This is a genomic window from Micromonospora sp. URMC 107, from assembly GCF_051386315.1.
Taxonomy (GTDB): Bacteria; Actinomycetota; Actinomycetes; order Mycobacteriales; family Micromonosporaceae; genus Micromonospora.
Map to the genome: position 1 here is coordinate 17,510 of NZ_JBPQTK010000001.1, position 19,046 is coordinate 36,555.

At 75.4% G+C, this 19,046-nt stretch carries 10 protein-coding genes; 8 read left to right on the forward strand and 2 right to left on the reverse strand.

Annotation, left to right across the window (positions count from 1 at the left end; translation table 11 throughout):
* Positions 1–95 precede the first annotated feature (95 nt).
* The gene (locus ACSNN9_RS00075; RefSeq protein WP_436670553.1) at positions 96–1,322 is read right to left on the reverse strand and encodes an erythromycin esterase family protein; all 1,227 of its coding nucleotides are present in this window, start codon (positions 1,320–1,322) and stop codon (positions 96–98) included.
* On the opposite strand from ACSNN9_RS00075, the gene ACSNN9_RS00080 reads away from it, so the two are divergent.
* From ACSNN9_RS00080 to ACSNN9_RS00110, 7 genes are all read left to right on the forward strand, one after another.
* Complete coding sequence (locus ACSNN9_RS00080; protein ID WP_436670555.1) at positions 1,300–2,100, forward strand: TioE family transcriptional regulator; 801 nt, start codon at positions 1,300–1,302, stop codon at positions 2,098–2,100. The two genes, ACSNN9_RS00075 and ACSNN9_RS00080, sit on opposite strands and share 23 nt — an antisense overlap.
* Positions 2,101–2,301: 201 nt before the next feature.
* Entirely contained in the window at positions 2,302–2,598 is a 297-nt protein-coding gene (locus tag ACSNN9_RS00085; RefSeq protein WP_436670557.1) for a hypothetical protein, read from the forward strand.
* Between the two features lie 613 nt (positions 2,599–3,211).
* Positions 3,212–4,069: a DUF4132 domain-containing protein gene (locus tag ACSNN9_RS00090; RefSeq protein WP_436670558.1), complete on the forward strand. Its 858-nt coding sequence runs from the start codon at positions 3,212–3,214 to the stop codon at positions 4,067–4,069.
* 5 nt (positions 4,070–4,074) lie between these two features.
* Positions 4,075–9,123 carry a hypothetical protein gene (locus ACSNN9_RS00095; RefSeq protein WP_436670559.1) on the forward strand — a complete coding sequence of 1,683 codons (5,049 nt, stop codon included), beginning with the start codon at positions 4,075–4,077 and terminating at the stop codon, positions 9,121–9,123.
* A 50-nt stretch (positions 9,124–9,173) separates the two neighbouring features.
* Entirely contained in the window at positions 9,174–10,364 is a 1,191-nt protein-coding gene (locus ACSNN9_RS00100) for an ATP-binding protein (RefSeq protein WP_436670560.1), read from the forward strand.
* Entirely contained in the window at positions 10,361–14,044 is a 3,684-nt protein-coding gene (locus tag ACSNN9_RS00105; protein WP_436670562.1) for a DUF5682 family protein, read from the forward strand. Before ACSNN9_RS00100 ends, ACSNN9_RS00105 begins: the two co-directional genes overlap by 4 nt.
* A 543-nt stretch (positions 14,045–14,587) precedes the next feature.
* Positions 14,588–15,973, forward strand: a complete 1,386-nt coding sequence (locus tag ACSNN9_RS00110; protein WP_436670563.1) for a hypothetical protein — start codon at positions 14,588–14,590, stop codon at positions 15,971–15,973.
* Between the two features lie 153 nt (positions 15,974–16,126).
* Here the strand turns inward: ACSNN9_RS00110 and ACSNN9_RS00115 are convergent, their stop codons facing one another.
* A complete protein-coding gene (locus tag ACSNN9_RS00115; RefSeq protein ID WP_436670565.1) occupies positions 16,127–16,474 on the reverse strand; it encodes a hypothetical protein in 348 nt (115 codons plus the stop codon).
* 233 nt (positions 16,475–16,707) lie between these two features.
* On the opposite strand from ACSNN9_RS00115, the gene ACSNN9_RS00120 reads away from it, so the two are divergent.
* Positions 16,708–18,363, forward strand: a complete 1,656-nt coding sequence (locus tag ACSNN9_RS00120) for a hypothetical protein (protein ID WP_436670567.1) — start codon at positions 16,708–16,710, stop codon at positions 18,361–18,363.
* Positions 18,364–19,046 lie beyond the last annotated feature (683 nt).

Genomic DNA, 19,046 nt, shown 5'->3' on the forward strand with positions numbered 1-19,046 from the left:
CGGGACGGCGCCGCTCAGCGCCAAGCGGCGAGTCGACCTCTCGGGCAGCGGGCCCGCTCCAGCGGCCATGGTGCGGTGGAGTCGCTCGACCTGAGCTAAGCCGTCCCGGCCGGAACGGTAGCGCTCCGTCGGGCGTCCCTGACGAACACGATCCCGTCGGTGCTGGCCACGTGGGTCGGATCGAGCGGGGAGTAACCGAACCAGGGGGACACCCGGGCGGCGGGCGGCACGTCGGCGAGGGTGGTGGCCAGGCGACGGGCGTCGACGATGCAACGCTCCTGCGGGAGCGCGTACAGCAGTCCCTCGATGGTGTCCGGAGGCGGGGCGTCCACACCCTGGTGGGGGATCGTGCCGAGGGCTGTGGCGAGGAAGGCGTACCCCTCGCCCAGGTGGGCGCTGACGATCGCGCCGGCGCTCCACCATTCCAGCGGCAGGCCGCCCATCCGCATCCTGCTCTTGTCGCGCTGGAGGTGACCGTTGTGCGCGTTCACCAGCGCCGGGCCCCGCTCGGCGATGGCGAGCAGGTTGGCGGCCATCATCGAGTCCCGCAGGGCCAGCAGCCGCGCCAGACGACCCGGTGACGTGTCGGCCATCCAGTAGTGGTAGCGCAGCAGCCCGGTGGCGGTGCGCCCGTACAGGCGTGCCCGGTCCCAGTCGTCCGGTGTGGACGCCGCGACCAGCTGTGGCGTCTGCGCGTCGAGCAGCGTCACCAGGTCGTCGGCGAGCAGCCGCAGCTGCCTGGCCTCGGATGTCTGCCCCACGGACCGGGACGGGTCCGTCATCGCGGCGGGATCGGTCCAGCGGTCGTCGGCACCGAGCAGGCGGTCGAGCGTGTCGGCGTCGCAGGGGAGCAGGTCGGCGTCTGCCGATGCGGCGAGGTAGGCGTGGAGTGCGGTGAGGGCCTGCCGGGGGCTCGCGGCGCCGGTGATCTCCAGCGGGCCGTCGAAACCGGCGAAGCGCAGCCGCTCGGAGGCGGGCCGGCCGTCGTTGTACGCGCGCATCCAGCGCACCAGCTCGCGGTTGGCCGGGAAGGCGCCCCACTCGTGACTGAAGCCGCGCTCCATCACCTCGTCGAGGGCACCCGTGCCGGACGTGACGTAGTCGTCCACGACCAGGCCCATCACGCAGTCGCTCTCGATGGCGATCGTCCGGTAGCCCTCCTGCTCCACGAGCTGCCGGAAGAGTTCGTTGCGTACGTCGAGCAGGAGGTCCTCGCCGTGGGTGGGCTCGCCCAGGGCGAGCAGTCGCGGCCGGGTCGGGAGGAGCCGCATGACGGTCGGGGCCTCGACGGGGTGGGCGATGTCTCTGATGCCGGTGGTCATTGCCTCAACGGTATCGTTGAACCTTCGGTGGAAGCTTCTCCGCGACATTGGCAGGACAGTGGGGCGAAACCTTCAAGACGGCGGGCGGCTCAGGCCGATCGACCTGGCACGGGCGCACGGGCTGTCCACCCAGGCAGTCAGGAACTACGAGGCGGCCGGCATCCTTCCGCCCGCCGAACGCACCCCCCACGGCTACCGCACCTACACGCCGCTGCACGCGCAGGCACTGCACGCGTTCCTGGCCCTCGTGCCCGGACACGGGCACCAGACGGCCACGGCGATCATGCGGGCGGTCAACCGGGACGCGACCGAGGACGCGCTCCGGCTCATCGACGAGAGCCACGCCCAGCTTCTCGACGACCGCCGCACCCTCCAGGCCGTCGAGGCCGCTGTCGGTGACCTCGCACCGGTGCCGCAGGAACGCGGCGACACGTTCGTCGGTCCCCTGTCGAGGAGGCTCGGCGTCCGCCCCGCCACGCTTCGCAAATGGGAACGCGCCGGCCTGGTCCAGCCGCGCCGTGACCCCCAGACGGGCTACCGGGTCTACGGCGCGGCCGACGTGCGTGACGCCCGGCTGGCCCACCAGCTCAGGCGGGGCGGCTACCTGCTGGAGCAGATCGCTGCGCTGATCGCCCAGGTCCGCTCCGCCGGAGGCGTCGCGCCGCTGGAGTCGGCGCTGCGCGACTGGCACGCCCGCCTCTCGGCCAGGAGCCGCGCCATGCTCACCGGCGCCGCCGCACTGGACGCCTACCTCGAGACACGCCGACGACGTCGTTGAGAAGAGCTCAGGCACGACTCCGAGAGGCGGGCGCCAGTCGGCGTGGCGGGGCCGTCGAGCGCAGCGCCAGCCGCGGCGGGGTGAGCCGCATGACGGCGTTGCGCGCCGCCTCCCTTCACCCGGTGAGAGCCCGCCGTGGCGGTGGGGTGCCACATCGACCACAATCAGAGGCCGTCACCGTCCACTCTCGAAAGGACACGAGTGAAACGCCGACTTCTGCACGCCCTGACGGTCACGACCGTCGTCCTCGCCGGCTCGGCTGTGGCAGCCGCGCCGGCCTCGGCGAGCGACGCGTGGGGCATCGTCTGCAACCTCCGGGAGAACACCTGGCTGCGTGCCGAGCCGCACGGCCACGTGCTGCTCACCCTGACTGCCGGGCGCGGGTTCCGCTGGCACGGTCAGGCCTCGGCTGTCGACGACGACGTCTGGATCTACGGCCACGGCGCCGAGTACCCGTCCGTGGACGGTTGGGTCCCGGCCCGCAACACCACCTGCTGAACCGGCACCTCCGCCGGGACGGCCGCCGAGCGCTGCCGTCCCGGCGCACGGCGGCAGCCCTGAGCCGCTGAGCCAGGGCACCGGACGCCACCGCGGCGCCGACCCGATCGAGGGCGGCGCCGCGGGTGGTTCCAGCGCAGTCTCGCTTGGGCGCGGCACCCGCGATGCGGAGGCGGCGGCGGGTCGGCCGTTCGTCGCGGTCTGCCCCGCCCTCGACCACGATCACCCGCTGGCGCGCCTCGGCCCGCCGGGCGTACCGAGGCGGCCCAGAGGCTGGTACGTCCGAACCGGCGATCCGAGCGACCTGCTCGTCCGGTTGGCGCCGCTGCTACGGGCTCGTTGGCGTACGCCGGCCGCTCGCCGTCCTGGTGTGACCTAGGTCATTGCCATTGTCTCCCGCCGGGGCGGCGGACGGCCGCGTGCCGTGCGCTCCGGCCGGCCGGACCTGCGCCTTCCGTGGGCCCGCACGGTCGCGTCGCGCGGCCCCCGGGCTCGGCTACTCGGCCGATGGGTCGCGGTCGTGTCGGTCACTACTGTTAGCGTGCCCTCGTTGTCGATCACGGCCGATTCCTCACGAAATCTGCCTGTTTTGCCACTGCGGAGGGTGTTCCTGATGGGCTGGCTACCGGTGGGAGACTCGTACGAGATCTCTCTCGTGGACGGAAAGGTGGCGGCCCGGTCCACCGGCCCGCGGGCCGGTGGCCGTCCACTGAAGACGCTGCCGAAGGCGCTGCGGGACGACCCCGAGGTGGACCGGTTGCGTCAGCTCGCCCAGTGGTTGGACCGGCACTCCGCCGAGTGCCTGGCCCGGGTCGACGCCTGGGTGGTGTCCTCGCTGCCGGTGCCGACCGGGCTGCTGGCCCGGGTCTGGCCGGACCCGGCCTGGCGGGACGCGCTGCGCGACCTCGTGGTGCTCGGGGACGACCCGACCGAGTCGGGCTTCCTGCGGGACGTCACCGACACCGGCGACCTGCGCGTGGTCAACCTCGACGGGGAGACCGTCCGGCTTTCGCCGGTCAGCGCCACGCTGCCCCACCCGGTGCGCCTGCCCGACCTGGCCGACCTGCGCGAGTTCGCCGACGAGCTGGACGTCACCCAGCGGATCGAGCAACTGCACCGGGGCACCTGGGGAAGACCCGACGACCTGAAGCAGCGGGACACGACGGTCACCGACTTCCGCGGCACCACGGTACCGAACCGGCTGGCCGCCCGGGCCGCCACGCTCGGCTTCCGGGTCTCCGGCTCGCAGGTCAAGTGCCGGGTCTGGGAGGCCGGCCGCACGATCGAGGCCGCCCTGCGGTTCGACGAGGACTACTGGGACTCCGAGGCGACCCTGGGCACCCTCTCCTGGTCGGTCGTGGACGGCGCGACGCTGCGGTTGACCGAGGTCGGGCCGGTGGCCTGGTCGGAAGGAATGCGAATGGCGACGGCCCTCTCCGGCGCCGCGACGGGAACGGGGAAGAAGGCGTGACCGGGATGACGACAACGGCTGGCGAGCACCCGGTCGAGAGCCTGCTGACGGCCGGCGCGGTGCTGCCGGCCGACACCGCCGTGGCCGGCGACCTGGCGGTGCCCCTCACCGCCCGCACCTACCGGCACCCGGCCCTCGACGACCGGCCGGTGGTCCGCCTGGTCGACGCCGCCCTGGGCGAGGGCGAGGACATCGCCGCCGGGTTCCTCGGCCTGACGCCGGGTGCCGAGCCCGCCGTCGTCGGGCTGGGCCCCCGCCGCCCGTTGGCCTTCCCCGAATGGGTGCTGGTGCACCATCCGGCGGACGGCCGGCACGCGTTGGCGGTGGTGCCGGAGTTGCAGAAGCTGACCAAGCAGGTCCGGTCGCGGCCGAAGGCGGCCCTGGACGGGCACCAGGCCATCGCCGACCGGCTCGCCCGTACGCTGCCGCACTTCCTGCCGACGTTCTTCGAACAGGCGGCCCGGGTGTTCCTGGCCGCCGGGCAGGACGCGTACGCGACGCAGCTGTTCAACAAGGCGCGCAAGGCGGAGGCGCAGCACGGTCTGCCGGTCGACCTGAACCGGCTGGACGAGGTCTACGTGGAGTTCGCGTCGGCCAAGGTGGTGTCCGCGACCGCGTTGGCCGGCTACGCGAAGGAGCTGTCCGCCCAGTTGCCGGCCGACGAGGCGCTGGAGCGGTTCTGCCGGCTGGCGCTGCGGGCCGCGGCCGCCGGCGTGGTGCCGTCCACGCAGTCGGCCAGCGCGGTGAACCGACTGGTCCGGGCCGCCACCAAGGCCGCCGGCAAGGCCGGCGCCGCCGCCGTGACCGACCGGGAGGCGGCCTACCTGACCGAGCTGCTCCGGTTGCCGGTGGCCGCCGAGGCGCCGGCCGGCTGGTGGAAGGCGCACCTGCCGGCGGTGACGGCGTTGGCCGGCCGTGACCCGGCGATCCGCGGCAGCCTGCTCGACCTGATGCCCACCGACCGGGACGACCTGGTCACCTGGCTGGCCCTGTTGACCGACACGGGTGCGCTCGCCGGACTGTCCGACGCGGACGTGCCGGACCCGGCCCGCCCGCAGGACGGCTCCGTCGGCTGGCTGCGCCGCTTCGTGAGCCGGGCCAACTCCGGCGGCCACCACCGCCGCCGGATGCCGCAGCTGTACCCGCTCGTCGAGCGGATGGCCGACCGGCTGCGCGTCGAACTGGCCGATCGCGGCGAGACCCTCGCCGCCGACGGGGACCTGGAACTGCTCGACCTGCTGCTCGCCCTCGACCTGCCGGTGCCCGCACCGAAGGAGCGCGAAGCCCTGGACCTGGCAGGCTGGGTCAAGGCGGGGGGAGAGCGGGACCTGCTCGCGGTGGCCGGCGACGACCGGTTCGCCGCGGCCCTGCGCCGGGGTCTCGACCAGCTCGACGACCAGCCGCCTGCCCTGCGCCGGATGGTGGAGACGCCGGGCGTCCGGCCGTTGCTGACAGACTGGCTGCGGGCCCGGATCCGCGGCCGGTTCGCCGCCGGGCTGCCGTACCTGCCGGCGTCGGTGGACTGGCTGGGCAGGATCCCGGTGGAGGCGCTGCGCCTGGTCTCCGACGAACTCGACGGCTCCGGTGCACCCGCTCGGGCCGGTGACCTCGGGCACGCGCTCGGCGTCGACCTGGCCGAGCGCGTCGCCCGCAGCCTGCGCGGCGGGCTCATCGACGAGCTGGGCTGGCCGGACTGGGAGCTGGCCTGGCAGGAGGTGACCGGCGGCGACCGCCGGGTCGAGGTGGTCCGGCTGGAAGCCTGGCCGTACGTGATCCTGGGCGGGCCGACCACGGTGCGCGTGCTCGGCGCCGAGGGCATCGTGCTCCGCCACGACCTGCGCATCCCGGCCGGCGACATGTGGGGTCAGCCCGGCTACCACTACGTCGACGGCGAGCTGCTGGTCTACTGGCGTTCCAAGGCGCTCGACTACGACCTGCGCGGCTACTGGCACTCGTCGCCCGGCGAACCGCAGCCCATCCAGGGCGAATACCGCAGCAAACAGCCACGCGGGAAGGGAATCACCCTGCCGCTGGCGGGCGGCGGGCGGACCACCGGCGGTGGCGTGCTGCACGCCGGTGACACCGTGATCCCGTCCGAGCTGCCCGTCATCACCGACGGCACCTCCCACTGGGTCTACCGGCACGGCGAGGAGGACGACACGCTCGGCTGGCGCGAGTACGACCCGGTCACCAACACCCACGGCCGGCGCAGCCTGCCCCGGTTCCTGGCCGACCTCCCGGTCGACGGAAGCGACCTGCGGGAGGGTGCCAGCTGGCTGCGGCCGGCCCTGTCCGACCGGGCCACCCCCGCCGCCGTACCGGTGGACGGTCTGCTCGGCTGGCGCGTCGTCACGCTGCCGGACGGCTCGGTACGCGGTGAGGACCTGGCCGGTCGCACCGTCACCGTGGCCGCCGGACAGGAGCCGATCGCGGCGCTGGTGCTGCCCGGCGACGACCGGCCGCGGGCCGTCCTCAAGGGTCCCGTCCTGGTCGACCCGGACGGGGTGGTGTCGGCCGCAGCCGGGGCGCCGTTCAGCCGGGCCTACCACCCCGACGCCCTCCCGTTGCCGGCATGGCAGTTCCTCGGCAACCTGCTGCCCCGGGACCCGGCCGGCTCCACCGCCCTGCGCGGGGTGGACCGGGAGACCGCCGCCGCGCTGCTCAAGGTCGCCCTCGACGAACGCCGCGCCGCCCTGGCCGAAGAGGCCGCGCGGGCCCGCGCGGCGACCCGGTCCGGGTTGACCGCGGCCACGCAGGCTGTCACCGGCCTGCCCGTCGCCGTCCCGGCGTCCGTGGTCGGCGCCGCCGGCTCCGGACCCGCCGCCACCGCCGACGAGGACGACGCCGACGCGCTGGCCGAGCTGGTCCGCTCGACGTTGCCGACGGTCAGCCACCCCGCGGTGCTGGCCGCGGTGGTCGGGGTGCTGCGGCTGGCCGCCCGGGTGCGCACCGATCTGGACGCGGTGACCGAACGGCTCACCAGGTCGTTGTCCGCCCCGGCGGCCGTGGCGCCGGCGCCCACCGCGACCGGACCCACCGACAGGCAGCTCAGCGCGGCGCTGGACGGTCTGCGGGGCTCGGTGCACGGGGCGTACGACGCGACCCACACCTTCACCCAGTTCCAGGCGTTCACCGCCCGGCGGTCCGCCACCGGCGGGAGCGAGCCCACCGTGCGGCTGCACCTCGACGGGCCGCCGCTGCCGTCGACCCTCGACTGGTGGTCCCTGCTCGGCGGTGTCGCCGCCGTCGCCTACCGGACCGTCGCCGCGGTCACCCCGCAGGAGCACCGGGAGACGCTGCGCGCCCTGCTCGCGGAGCTGGACCGGCTCGACCTGAGCGGGACGGCCGAGCCGGGACGGTGGCGCCGGTGCAGGCTGCACCTGCTCGACGACGAGCTGAAGAACCCCGACGGTTCGCGCCGCTACCCCAGGCCGGGCGTCCTGCCGCTGCCCGACGGGGCGTTCCTCGCCGTCCTCAACTCCAGCGGCACGGCCACCGGCTACTACTTCGACGCGCTGCACCACGACCCGGCCGGCGTGTTCGCCGTACCCGAGCCGTACACGGTGCATTCCTCGGAGCCCGTCGGCGACGGACGACCTGCCGGCTGGCTGGCGGGTTTCCTCGCCGAGGCAGCCGCGCGCGGCCCGCTGCCCTGGCGGCCGGAGGCGGCCGAGCAGTTCGCCGAGCTGACCGGCGTCACCCCCACGGCCGCGAAGCTGGTGCTGGCCGGCCTGCCGTACGCGGACTCGGCGAACACCGTGCCCCCGGAGCTGCGCAAGGCGCTCGGGATCAGGCAGGTCGGCGAGGTCAAGCTGGCCTTCGGGCTGCTGCGCGAGGCCAGGCCAACGCTGCGGCGGGCCGTGGTCTCGGCGCTGCTGCCGGACGAGCCGGCCCGGCTGTGGACCGACGGACCGGACGTGGCCGCCGCCGCGGCGGTGTGGAACGCCGCCCTGGGGCGCCGGGTGGTGGTGCCCGAACAACTGCTCGCCGAAGCGGTGCGCGCGGTGCGCACCGGCTGGGATCCGGCGAAGGCGTTGCCGGCGCTGCTCGACCCGTCCCGTTCGGCCGAGCTGAGCACCGACCTGGCCTTCGAGGTCAGAGGCGACCGGGTCCGGCCGGTCGACAGCCGGACGGCGGGCTTCACCGGTGAGGTGCTGCGCTCCGCGGTCGCCCTGGCGGCCTGGGTCGCCCACCACACGCCGGCCGGCGACCCGTGCCGGGCCGCGCTGCCGGCCGCGCTGGCCGTGCTCCGGGACCGGCTGGCCAACCCCGGCCTGCTGCTCGACCTCGACCAGTACGTCTCGCTGCCCGCGTTCCGGCAGGTGGCGGGCACCCCGTCGGAGACCGGCCCGGGCTGGGAGCGGTACGGCGCCATCGTCCTGGCCACCCACGACAGCCAACCGTCGCCCGCGCTGCGGCCGGACCTGCTCGACGCCGACGGGACGGATCCGTACCTGCCGGCGCTGCGCCAGGACGCGGCCAAGCCGTACCCGACGGAGGTGGCGCTGCGCCTGGTCCGCGACCCGCGCTTCGCGGCGCTGCTCGGCGAGCCGAGTGGGCCCGACGGCGGCGCGCGGGAGGCCGACGGGACCTGGTGGCCGCAGGACCCGACCCGGTCGGTGCCCGACCTGGTCGCCGAGGTGGCCGGGGAACACGGCCTGGGCGCCGACGCGGCGGCGGTGTACCTGATGCTGCTGGCCATGCCGGACCCGACCGACCGCAACACGGCGAAGTGGACCGGCTGGAAGCCGGCCCGGCTGAAGGCGGCGCGCGCCGAACTGGCCGGCACCGACCTGGTCGTCGAGGCCAGCCGGTCCCGGTCCGGCCGGTCGCTGTTCCTGCCCGGACCGTGGCTGGAACGCGGCAGCGGGCAGGCGCCGATCGAGGGCTGGAAGGTCGCCCTGTTCGGCCTCGCACCCGACGGTACGGCCGGGCTCGGCGTGACCGTGCCGTTCGAGCCGGCCGCGGAGCTCTACCGGCGGGCCTGGCAACGCCTGCGCGACGGCGACCGGCCCCGGTTCGACAACCTGCCCACCCGCGGCACCCACCGCTGACCCCGACCCGAACACCCCCATCCGCACCAGAGAAAGATCGAGGAACACCCGTGACCGTGACGGAACACGTCCGCCCCACCGCGGCGCCGGAGACCGCCGCCCAGGTCCTCTCCGCCGAGCAGCGGTACGCCGGCGAGCTGGCCTTCCTGGCCGCGTACGACGACGGGGCCCGGCCGCCGGGCTGGGCGCTGACCCCACGCGCCGTGGTCACCTTCATCCAGGGCAGCGACGGCGAGGCGTTGCAGCTGCCCGCCGACCGGCGTACCGGCCCGGACGGCACCGGACTGCCGGCCAGCATGACCATCCCGGCGAAGTTCGTCGGTGAGCGGAGCCTGGTCGAGCGGTGCGTGGTCACCCTGGCCGGCGAGCGGGGACTGCTGCTGGTCGGCGAGCCCGGCACCGCCAAGTCGATGCTGTCCGAGCTGCTGGCCGCCGCGGTCTGCGGCACCAGCGCGCTGACCGTGCAGGGCACCGCCGGCACCACCGAGGACGCCTTCCGGTACGGCTGGAACTACGCCCTGCTGCTCGCCCAGGGCCCGACCCCGCAGGCGCTTGTCGACTCGCCGGTGCTGACCGCGATGCGTACCGGGCGGGTGGTCCGGATCGAGGAGGTCACCCGCTGCCTGCCCGAGGTGCAGGACGCGCTGGTGTCCATCCTGTCCGACCGGCGGATGAACGTGCCGGAGCTCTCCGGCACCGAGGACGGCCTGATCCGCGCCGCGCCCGGGTTCACCGTGATCGCCACCGCCAACCTGCGGGACCGGGGCGTGTCGGAGATGTCCTCGGCCCTCAAGCGCCGGTTCAACTTCGAGACGATCCACCCGATCTCCGACGCGGACGTCGAGACCGACCTGGTCCGCCAGCAGGCCACCGCCGCCGTGCAGCGCGCCGGCGCGGCGTACACGGTGGACGACGCGGTACTGGACGCCCTGGTCACCGTGTTCCGCGACCTGCGCTCCGGCCGGTCGGGTGAGGGCTGGGACGTGGAGCGGCCCGGCACGGTGATGTCCACCGCCGAGGCGGTGCAGGTGGCGGTGTCGCTCGGCCTCGCCGCCGCGTACCTGCCCGGCGGGGACGCGCTCGACCTGGTGCCCGGGCACCTGCTCGGCGTGGTCCGCAAGGACGACCAGAACGACCACGCCCGGCTGCTCGGCTACTGGGACGGCCCGGTGCGCCGCCGCGCCGAGGACGGCTCGGCGATGTGGCGCCGGCTCTGGGACCTGCGGGAGAACCTGCGGTGACGACCCTCTCCCGTACGCCCGGTGCGGCCCCGCCGACCGCCGACCCGAAGACGGTCGATGCGACGGCGGCCGATCCACGCGCCGTGGTCGACGCCCTCGCCGGTTCCGTCCGGCCGTACCTGATCGGGGTGCGGCATCACAGCCCGGCCCTGGCGGCGGCGGTCCCGGCGCTGCTGGACGCCGCCGGGGCCGAGGTGGTCTGCATCGAGCTGCCGGCCGACTTCCAGCGCTGGCTGCCGTACCTGTCCGATCCGGCCGCCCGGGCCCCACTGGCCCTGGTCGGCAGCCACGGTGCGGACGGGCCGATGGGCTTCTACCCGTTCGCCGACTTCTCCCCGGAGCTGGCCGCGATCCGCTGGGCCCGGCAGCGCGGCGTCGAGGTGGTCTGCTGCGACCTGCCGCTGGCCGACCCCGGCTGGACCGCCGACAGCTCCGACTCCGCCCCGACCGCCGGTGGCGATCCCGACCCGGCCGCGGATCCCGGCCCGGCCGCCGGTGAGCCGGTGCCCGGTCTGCGCCGGTCCTACGCCGCCGCGCTCAGCGCCAGCGGCACCGGCCGCGACGGCGACGACCTGTGGGACCGGGTGGTCGAGGTGCGTGCCCCGGGCTGCCCGCCCGAGGCGGTCCGCCGGGCCGCGCTCGGCGTCGGCTGGGCGATGCGTACCGACAGCGCCAACCGCGACGGCGTGCCGGCGCGGGACCTGGCCCGCGAGCGGCACATGCGCCGGGTGCTGGCCGAGGCCGGCGCCGACGGCCGCCGGGTCGCCGCCGTCGTCGGCGCCTTCCACGCCCCGGCCCTGCTCGCCACCGCGCCGACCGCCGACGTCGACGCCACCGCCGCGCAGACCCGGCCCGGCACCGCGCCGACCGACCCGGTCCGGTCCGTGACGACCCCGCCCGCACCGGCCGGCACCGACGGCGGCGGCACGGCGGTCACCTCGCTGGTGCCGTACGCGTTCGACCTGCTCGACTCCCGGTCCGGCTACCCGGCCGGGATCCGCGACCCGCGCTGGCAGCAGTCCATCTACACCGCGGCCGGCGACCCGGAACGGATCCGCGCCGCCGCCGCGCGGGCGGTCACCGACCTGTGCCGGGAGCTCCGCGCGGCCGGTCACACCGCCGGTACCGGTGAGGCCGCCGAGACGGTACGGCTCGCCGGGGACCTGGCCCGGCTGCGGGACCTGCCCGCCCCCGGTCGGGGCGAGGTGCTGGAGGCGGTGACCACGGTGCTCGGCCAGGGTGAACTGCTCGGCCGTGGCCGGGCGCTGGCCAAGGCCCTGGAGACCGTGCTCGTCGGCGCCGACCGGGGCCGCATCGCCCCCGGCACGCCGCGTTCCGGGCTCGGCCCGGCGGTCGAGGCGGAACTCACCGCACTGCGGCTGCCCAACCCGGACAGCCCGAAGCCCCGCGAGGTCCGCCTGGACCCACTGCGCACCGAGCTGGACGGGCGGCGGGAGATCCTGCTGCAACGCCTCGAAGTCTGCGGCGTCGGTTACGGCGAGGCGATCGCGGTGTCCGGCACCGGCGACGGTGCCGCCCTGACCACCCGTTGGCAGCTGGCCTGGACGCCGTCCGTGGCGGCCCGGCTGGACCTGGTCGGCGTACGCGGGGTGGCCGCGGCGCTGGCCGCGGCCGGCACCCTGCGGGAGCGGTTCCGCCGCGAGGCCGCCGACGGCGGACCCACCGCCGCGCAGTTGCTCACCGGGCTGCGCGACGCCGCCCGGTGCGACCTGCCGGAGCTGGTCAGCGACCGGCTCGAGCTGGCCGCCGTGGTGCTGCCGGGCACCGGCACGCTGCCCGAGCTGCTGGCCGCACTGGACCTGCTGGAGGCGCTGCGCCGCGAACACCTGCCCGGCACCACCTCCGACGGCCGGGCCCGGGCGGCCGAGCTGGCCGTCGTGCTGCTGGACGCGGCGGTGCGCGGGCTGCCCGGCCTGGCCGGCAGCGACGCCGCCGCCGACGCCGCCGCGCTGGTCGACCTCGCGGTCCGGGCCGGCGAGGACCGGATCGGCCTGCGCCTGGACGAGACCCTCGGCCACCTGGCCCGGACGGGTTCGCCGCTGATCCAGGGCGCCGCCCTGGCCGCCCGGGTGCTGCTCGACCTGACCGATCTGGAGACCCTGGGCACCCGGGTGGCCGGCTGGATCGACGCGGCGACGGGACCGGACACCCGGCGGCAGCTGCACCGGACGCTCGGTGGTCTGCTCACCGGGGCGCACCCGCTGCTGCAGTCCGCCCCGGCCGCGCTGGACCCGCTGCTGGAGCGGATCGAGCGGCTCCCCGACGCCGACTTCCTGGACCGGCTGCCGGCGCTGCGTGGCGGGTTCGACGTGCTCACCCCGGCGGCCCGGGAGCGGCTGCTGCACACCGTCACCGAGCGGCTGGGCGACCGGCTCGACCTGACCCTGTCCGCCCCGCCCGAGCTGCTGGCCCGCTGGGCCGCCGCCGACGCGGCCGGCCGGGCCGCCCTGCTCGCCCGCGACATCCCCGTCCCGGGCACGCCGACCGGCTCCACCGACACCCCCGGCGACGCCGGCGGCGCGCCGGGACCGGACACGCCGGACACCGGGCTCACCCCCACCGACCGGTGGCGGCTGCTGCTCGGCCGCCAACCCGACCGGTTGCCGGCCGACGCCCGCCGCTACGCCCGCGCCCTGGACGAGCTGTACGGGGCGGGCCAGGGTGAGGGCGCCACCGACCTCGGCCAGGGGGCCGGCGGCGGCCAGGAGGGATCCTTCCCGACCGCCCGCGAGTGGGCCGACGAACTCGAGGCGCTGTTCGGCACCGCGGTACGCGAGGAGGTCATCGCCCGGGCGGCCGAGAGTGGCCGTACCGACGTGCTCGCCGAGCTCGACCCGGCCGCCGTACGCCCCTCGATGGAGCTGCTGACCTCGGTGCTGTCGCTGGCCGGCGGCCTGCCGGAGGCGCAGCTGACCAAGCTGCGGCCACTGGTCCGGCGGCTGGTCGAGGAGCTGACGAAGCAGCTGGCCACCCAGGTGCGTCCGGCGCTGACCGGGCTGACCAACCCGCGCCCGTCCCGCCGCCCCGGCGGCCGGATCAACCTCGCCCGTACGCTGCGGGCGAACCTGGCGCACACCCAGCGGCTCGGCGACGGCCGGACGGTGGTGGTGCCGGAGCGGCCCATCTTCAACACCCGCACCCGCAGGGAGGCCGACTGGCGGTTGGTGCTGGTGGTCGACGTTTCCGGCTCGATGGAGGCGTCGGTGGTGTGGTCGGCGTTGACCGCCGCGGTGCTGGGCGGGGTGCCCACCCTGTCCACCCACTTCCTCGCGTTCTCCACCGAGGTGGTCGACCTGACCGACCGGGTCGACGACCCGCTGTCGCTGCTGCTGGAGGTGCGCGTGGGCGGCGGTACGCACATCGCCGCCGGGCTGGCCGCCGCCCGCGCGCTGGTGACCGTGCCGAGCCGCACCATCGTCGCGGTGGTCAGCGACTTCGAGGAGGGCTACCCGCTGGCCGGGCTGCTCGGCGAGGTCCGCACGCTGGCCGGCTCCGGCGTGCATCTGCTCGGCTGCGCCGCGCTGAACGACAGGGGAGCGCCCTGCTACTCGGTGCCGGTCGCCGAGCAGCTCGTCGCGGCCGGGATGCCGGTCGCCGCTCTCAGCCCGCTCGAACTCGCCCGCTGGGTGGGCGACCGCATTCGCGGAGGATCACGTTGACGGACCGCACAGCCACCGCCGCAGACACCGACCTGTTGCCGCCGGTACTGCCGGGAGTCGCCGCCGCGGCGGTGGCGGCCCTGCCGCCCCGGCTGCACAGGCGGCTGGACGCCACCGTCGCACGGCTGGCCGCCGTACCGGTCGGCCGGGTCGACGGGGGCGTGTCGGTCGACTGCGGGCCGGAGGCGCTGGTCACCCTGACGCCCGGGCCGACCGGCGCGGTGACCGACCCGCACCAGGCGAGGTGCAGCTGCCTGCTGACGCCCCGCTGCCTGCACCGCACGGCGGTCCTGCTCGCCTGCCCGGTCGCCGACCCGGCCGCCCACCCCGATCCGGCGTCCGCCACGGCCAGGCCGGCCGTCCCGGGCAGCGCCGGCGCGGCTGCCGGCCGGGCCGGGCGTACCGAGAAGGCGGCGGGCGCGGCCGGTCGTGGCAGCCGGAGCGCGGCCCCGACCAAGGCGCAACGGGCCGCCGCCGGCGCGCTGTGGCGGGCAGCCGCCGCGGTGCTCGCGGCCGGCGTGGCGGCCACAGCCCGCCGGCGCGGTGCCCCAGGCCGAACTGCTGCGGGCCGCGCACAGCGCCCGGCTGGCCGGCCTGCCGCGGGCCGAGAGCGCCGCGCTGCGCACGGTGCGTGGCCTGCGCGCACACCGGGGACGACAGAACGGCCACCGGCTGGCCGAACTGGTCGAGGTGCTGCACGACCTGCTGTACGTCGCCGGCCGGCTGGCCGCCGGCGATCCCGACCCGGCGCTGGTCGGCGTCCTCCGGCGGGCCTACCAGCCGGACGGCACGCTGGAGGTGTACGGCGTCTGCCGGGAACCGGTGATCAGCGCGACCGGGTACGCCGGGGTGGTCACCCACCTGGTCGCCGCCGACGGGCGCCAGCTCTCCTTCGGCGACGTGAAGCCGGGTGGCCCGGACCGGGCGCGGGACTGCGCCCGGGCGGTCACCGAGATGGGCGCGGTCGCGGTCAACCACGCGGTGCTGGCCCGCGGCGGCCTGAGGATCACCGGCACCACCGTCTCCCCGGACGGCCGGCTCGGCGCCGGCAAGGGCGTCCGGGCCACCCCGCTCACCGGGATCGACTGGTCCACCGGAGCGCTGGCGGGACTATTCGCCCGCCCGCTCGCCGAGGTGGTGACCGCCCAGCTCGCCACCGACGACCCGGAGGACCCGGCCCGGGCGGGGACCGCGCTGGTCGGCGGTGACCTGATGGTGGTGGGTGCCGTCGGTGACCAGGTGCTGGCCCGCGAGTTGGCCCCCGCCACCGACGGCGGGGCGGAGCGGGCGCCGGTGCCGGACGGGCCGGTGATCCGGTTGGTGCCGGTCGACTCCCACCCGATGCTGGCCCACGTGGCCAACCTGCGGCGGCTCGCCTCCCGGCCCGGCCTGCGGATCCGGGTGGTCGGCCGGCTGGACCCGGACCGGGCCAGCACGCTGCGTCCGCTCGCGGTCGGCCCGGTGCCCGGTGCCGCCGCGACGCTGCGGCTGCCGACGGACTGGCACGGCCGGGCGGACCTCGGCTACGACGAGATCCAGGGCGGCCACCTGCCGCCGCGCGACCCGGACCCGACGACCGGACCGATGCTCGCCGTCGGCGCCGACGCGATTGCGGAGTCCCCGCTGTGGCGGGTCCGCCGGCTGGTGGAGCTGGCCGTCTCCGGTGGTCGCCGCGCCGTCGCCGAGGCGGCCCGCGGCGACGGCACCGGGCTGGCCGGTCCGCTGCGCCGTGCCGGCTTCACCACCGCCGCCGCCGTGGCCGCAGCCCTCGCCGCCGAGTCCGACCGGCGCGGTCGGGACGCGTTCGGCCGGCTCACCGATCCCGACCCGGACCGGTACGCCTGGGCCTGGCTCGCCGTGACCGCCCACCTCGCCGCCGCCGAGCGGGAGCTGATCCGGTCCTCCTGGACCGCCCCACCCGTCGGCTGACCCGCCGGCGCCGACCCGCGGACCGCCGCGTCGCGGTTCTGCGTGGGCGTGTACCGTCGCGGGCCAGCGCCCGACGCGAGTCGGGGCAGGCTGCCCCGGGCACGTGTGGCCCAGGGCAGCTATCCGGATGGAGTGGACGAGAATTCTGCGGACCTACGAGTGGATTCGGACACACGCGGGTGAGATCTGGGTGCCGTTCGTCCATCGCGCCGCGACACACACGTAGCTGTTGTTGGCGAGGTGCCGATTGACGTTGAGGCGGACCTGCGTGGTGTCTGAGGGGGTTCCGGGGTCGCCGTGGCCCCGGTAGTAGATGCCGTCGCCCCACACCTCGATCTCCAGGTAGAGGCCAGTCTGGTATCGGATGGTCCCGACGATGTAGTTGACGTAGGTGCCGCTGCCGTTGACGTACACGCAGCGGTCCACCGGGTAGCCCGAGTAGGTACAGCCGCTCGCGCTGGCGGCTGCCGGCTGGGCGAGCCCGAGGACGCCTGTGATCACCAGTGCGAGCGCGACGAGTATCGAACGGGTCCTCGGCCTCGACCGCGCGCCCCGGCCCGCGGCGCCTGTGCTCGGATGTGCCCTCTCGACCATTGCCTTCACGTGAGTCTCCGTTCTCGGTCGTGTGGCTGACGGGTGGCCCCTCGGTTCGGGCCTGCCGACAGGATCCGTGCCGCTGTCCGCTAGTGGCCGAGGCGTTGCGTACGGTAGTTCACCGTGCAATAAATGGCCGCGTGGGAGCCGGGAGGAGCACCACGGGCCGCCGTGGCCGCCCGTACCGCGCGAGTGCCGGACCGGCCGACCTGCCCGCGCACCAGCACCGGGTGGGCTGGCTGCTGCGGGTCAACCGGCTGTACGGGCCGAGCGAACGGTGGCTGCGGTCAGCGGACTTCGCCGAGGCGTTCCAGGGCGGCTGCTGGCCCGAGCACACCAGCGTCTACCAGGTCTCCCGCTGGGAGACGGCGGCGGTGCGAGCCCCGTACCTGGCCATCCGGCGGTACGAGGAGCTGCTGGACCTGCCGTCGCACCATCTCGTCGCGCTCGTGGACACCATCCACCGGTACGCGGCGTCCACGGAGAACGTGTTGCCGGCGCTGGCGCGGGCGCCGGATCGGATCGCCGGGTCGGAACGCCTCGACGCGCTCGTGGACCGGGCGGTCTCCTCGACGGGCCTGCTGACCGGCGCCGAGTGGGACGAGCTGACGCGACGGTTGGCGGCCGCGCCGGAGGTGGTCATCACGCCGCACCGGGCGTGGGCGGACATCGCCGAGCGGCTGCTCAGCGAGACCCTCGTCGCCGACGGGATCGCCTGGATGCAGCGGTACGAGGCGCTGAGCCGGCTCCTGGCGCATCCCGTCGGTCAGCGGGCGGCGGTCGCCGCCTGCACAAGTCTCGCATCGGACCGCACGAACCAGGTGTTCGTCGAGACGGTGAGCGTGCTGGACGCCAGCGATCATCCGGACGCGAACCGGTACGTGCTCCAGCAGCTGGTCCATCCCACCAACGAGCGTGCCCAGTACGGCGCCCTGCTGGCCAGCGTCCGCAAGCTGCGGCTCGGGCATTTCACCGACGCCGAGATGCCCCGTCTCGTGGCGATCATCCAGGAACTGACCTTCGACTCGACGCGGCGGGACGACATCCAGCCGCTGGCGGCCGAGCTGCTGCGCCGTCTGCCGGACACGATCTCGGCGGCGAGCCGCGCCAGGCTGCGGGCGCTCGCCGCCGACCCGACCCTGGACCAGGTGCTTCGCGCCGGCAGGTTGGCCGATCGGGAGGCGAGCCGGCGGCTGGTGGCCCGGCTCGCGGGCGCGGTGGTGGCGTCGATGCCGCGCGACGTTCCGCACTTCCGCGACGGTGTGCTGCCGGTCCTGTTGGACGAGACGCTGTTCAGCCCGGTGTTCGACGTCCGGTTGCTGGCGGCGATCACGGTCAGCGGCACCCCGTACCGCCGGCCGCTCGCCGCCGTGCTCGCCGCGGAGCTGGCCGGCCCGGCGGTGCTCGGCGCGTCGGTGGCGCCCGCCATGATCGAGGCGCTGCGGGTGCTCGGTGGGGCGGAGCAGCGCACGGTGATCGAGCGGCTGATCACGGCGAGCGGCGTGCCGGCGCGGATCACCGTCGCCTCGGCGCAGGCGATCGGGCACGTCGGTGGGCGCAGCGAGGACCGGTTCTGGAAGCAGGCGATCACCTACCACGCGGGGCTGTGGCGGGACACGCGGCGGCCGGCCAGTTCGGCCGCCCTGAACGGCCTGACCTACGGCCTCGGCATGGCTCGCAACCGGGCGGTGCTGCGCCGGCTCAGGGCCGACGACCGGATGCCGGAGCAGGTGCGTGCCGCCGCCACATGGTGGCTCAACCTGTCCAAGGTGGTGTACGAGGGCGCCAACCGGTAGACCTCGCCTCAGCGGGGCCGGCGGTGTGCGGACGGCCCGCGAACCCGCCTTGCTAATTCGTATTAGCATATTGACGCCGCCGAGAGGGCGCGCGCAGACTCATAGATCAACGAGCCCGTCCGTGACGAGCGTCCACACCGTTCGGCCGCTCAGCGCGGTCGAGTGGCGCCTGCACCGACCACGGCCGGCCCCGCTCCCCATGCCCCCGTCGGCTCGCCCCCCACGCTCGGAGGGAACACGATGACGCGTACCCCTGAAGGCTCCTTCTCCCGACGCACGCTGCTGCGTGGCGCGGCCGCCGCCGGTCTCGCGACCGCGACCACCGGCGCCGGCCTCGCCGCGGCGTCCACGCCGGCGCTCGCCGGACCGGCCGGCTTCCCCAGCTATCGGTACGTGCGCGACGCGTTCGCCAGCCCGTTGCGCTACAACCCGACCGGCGAGTTCATCTTCCCGTGCGTGCGCGGTGTCTACGACAAGATCAGCGGCTATCTCGGCCGCTACTACCTCTACTACGCGCCGCACGACGCGCCCGGCGGGATCTGCCTCGCCTACGCCGACCGGCTCGAGGGCCCCTACACCGAGTACGCCAACAACCCCATCATCGACCGGGTGCTGCCGACCACGACGGTGAGCCACGTGTCGTCCCCGCACGTGGTGTGGGACGCGCCGACCCGGCAGTTCTA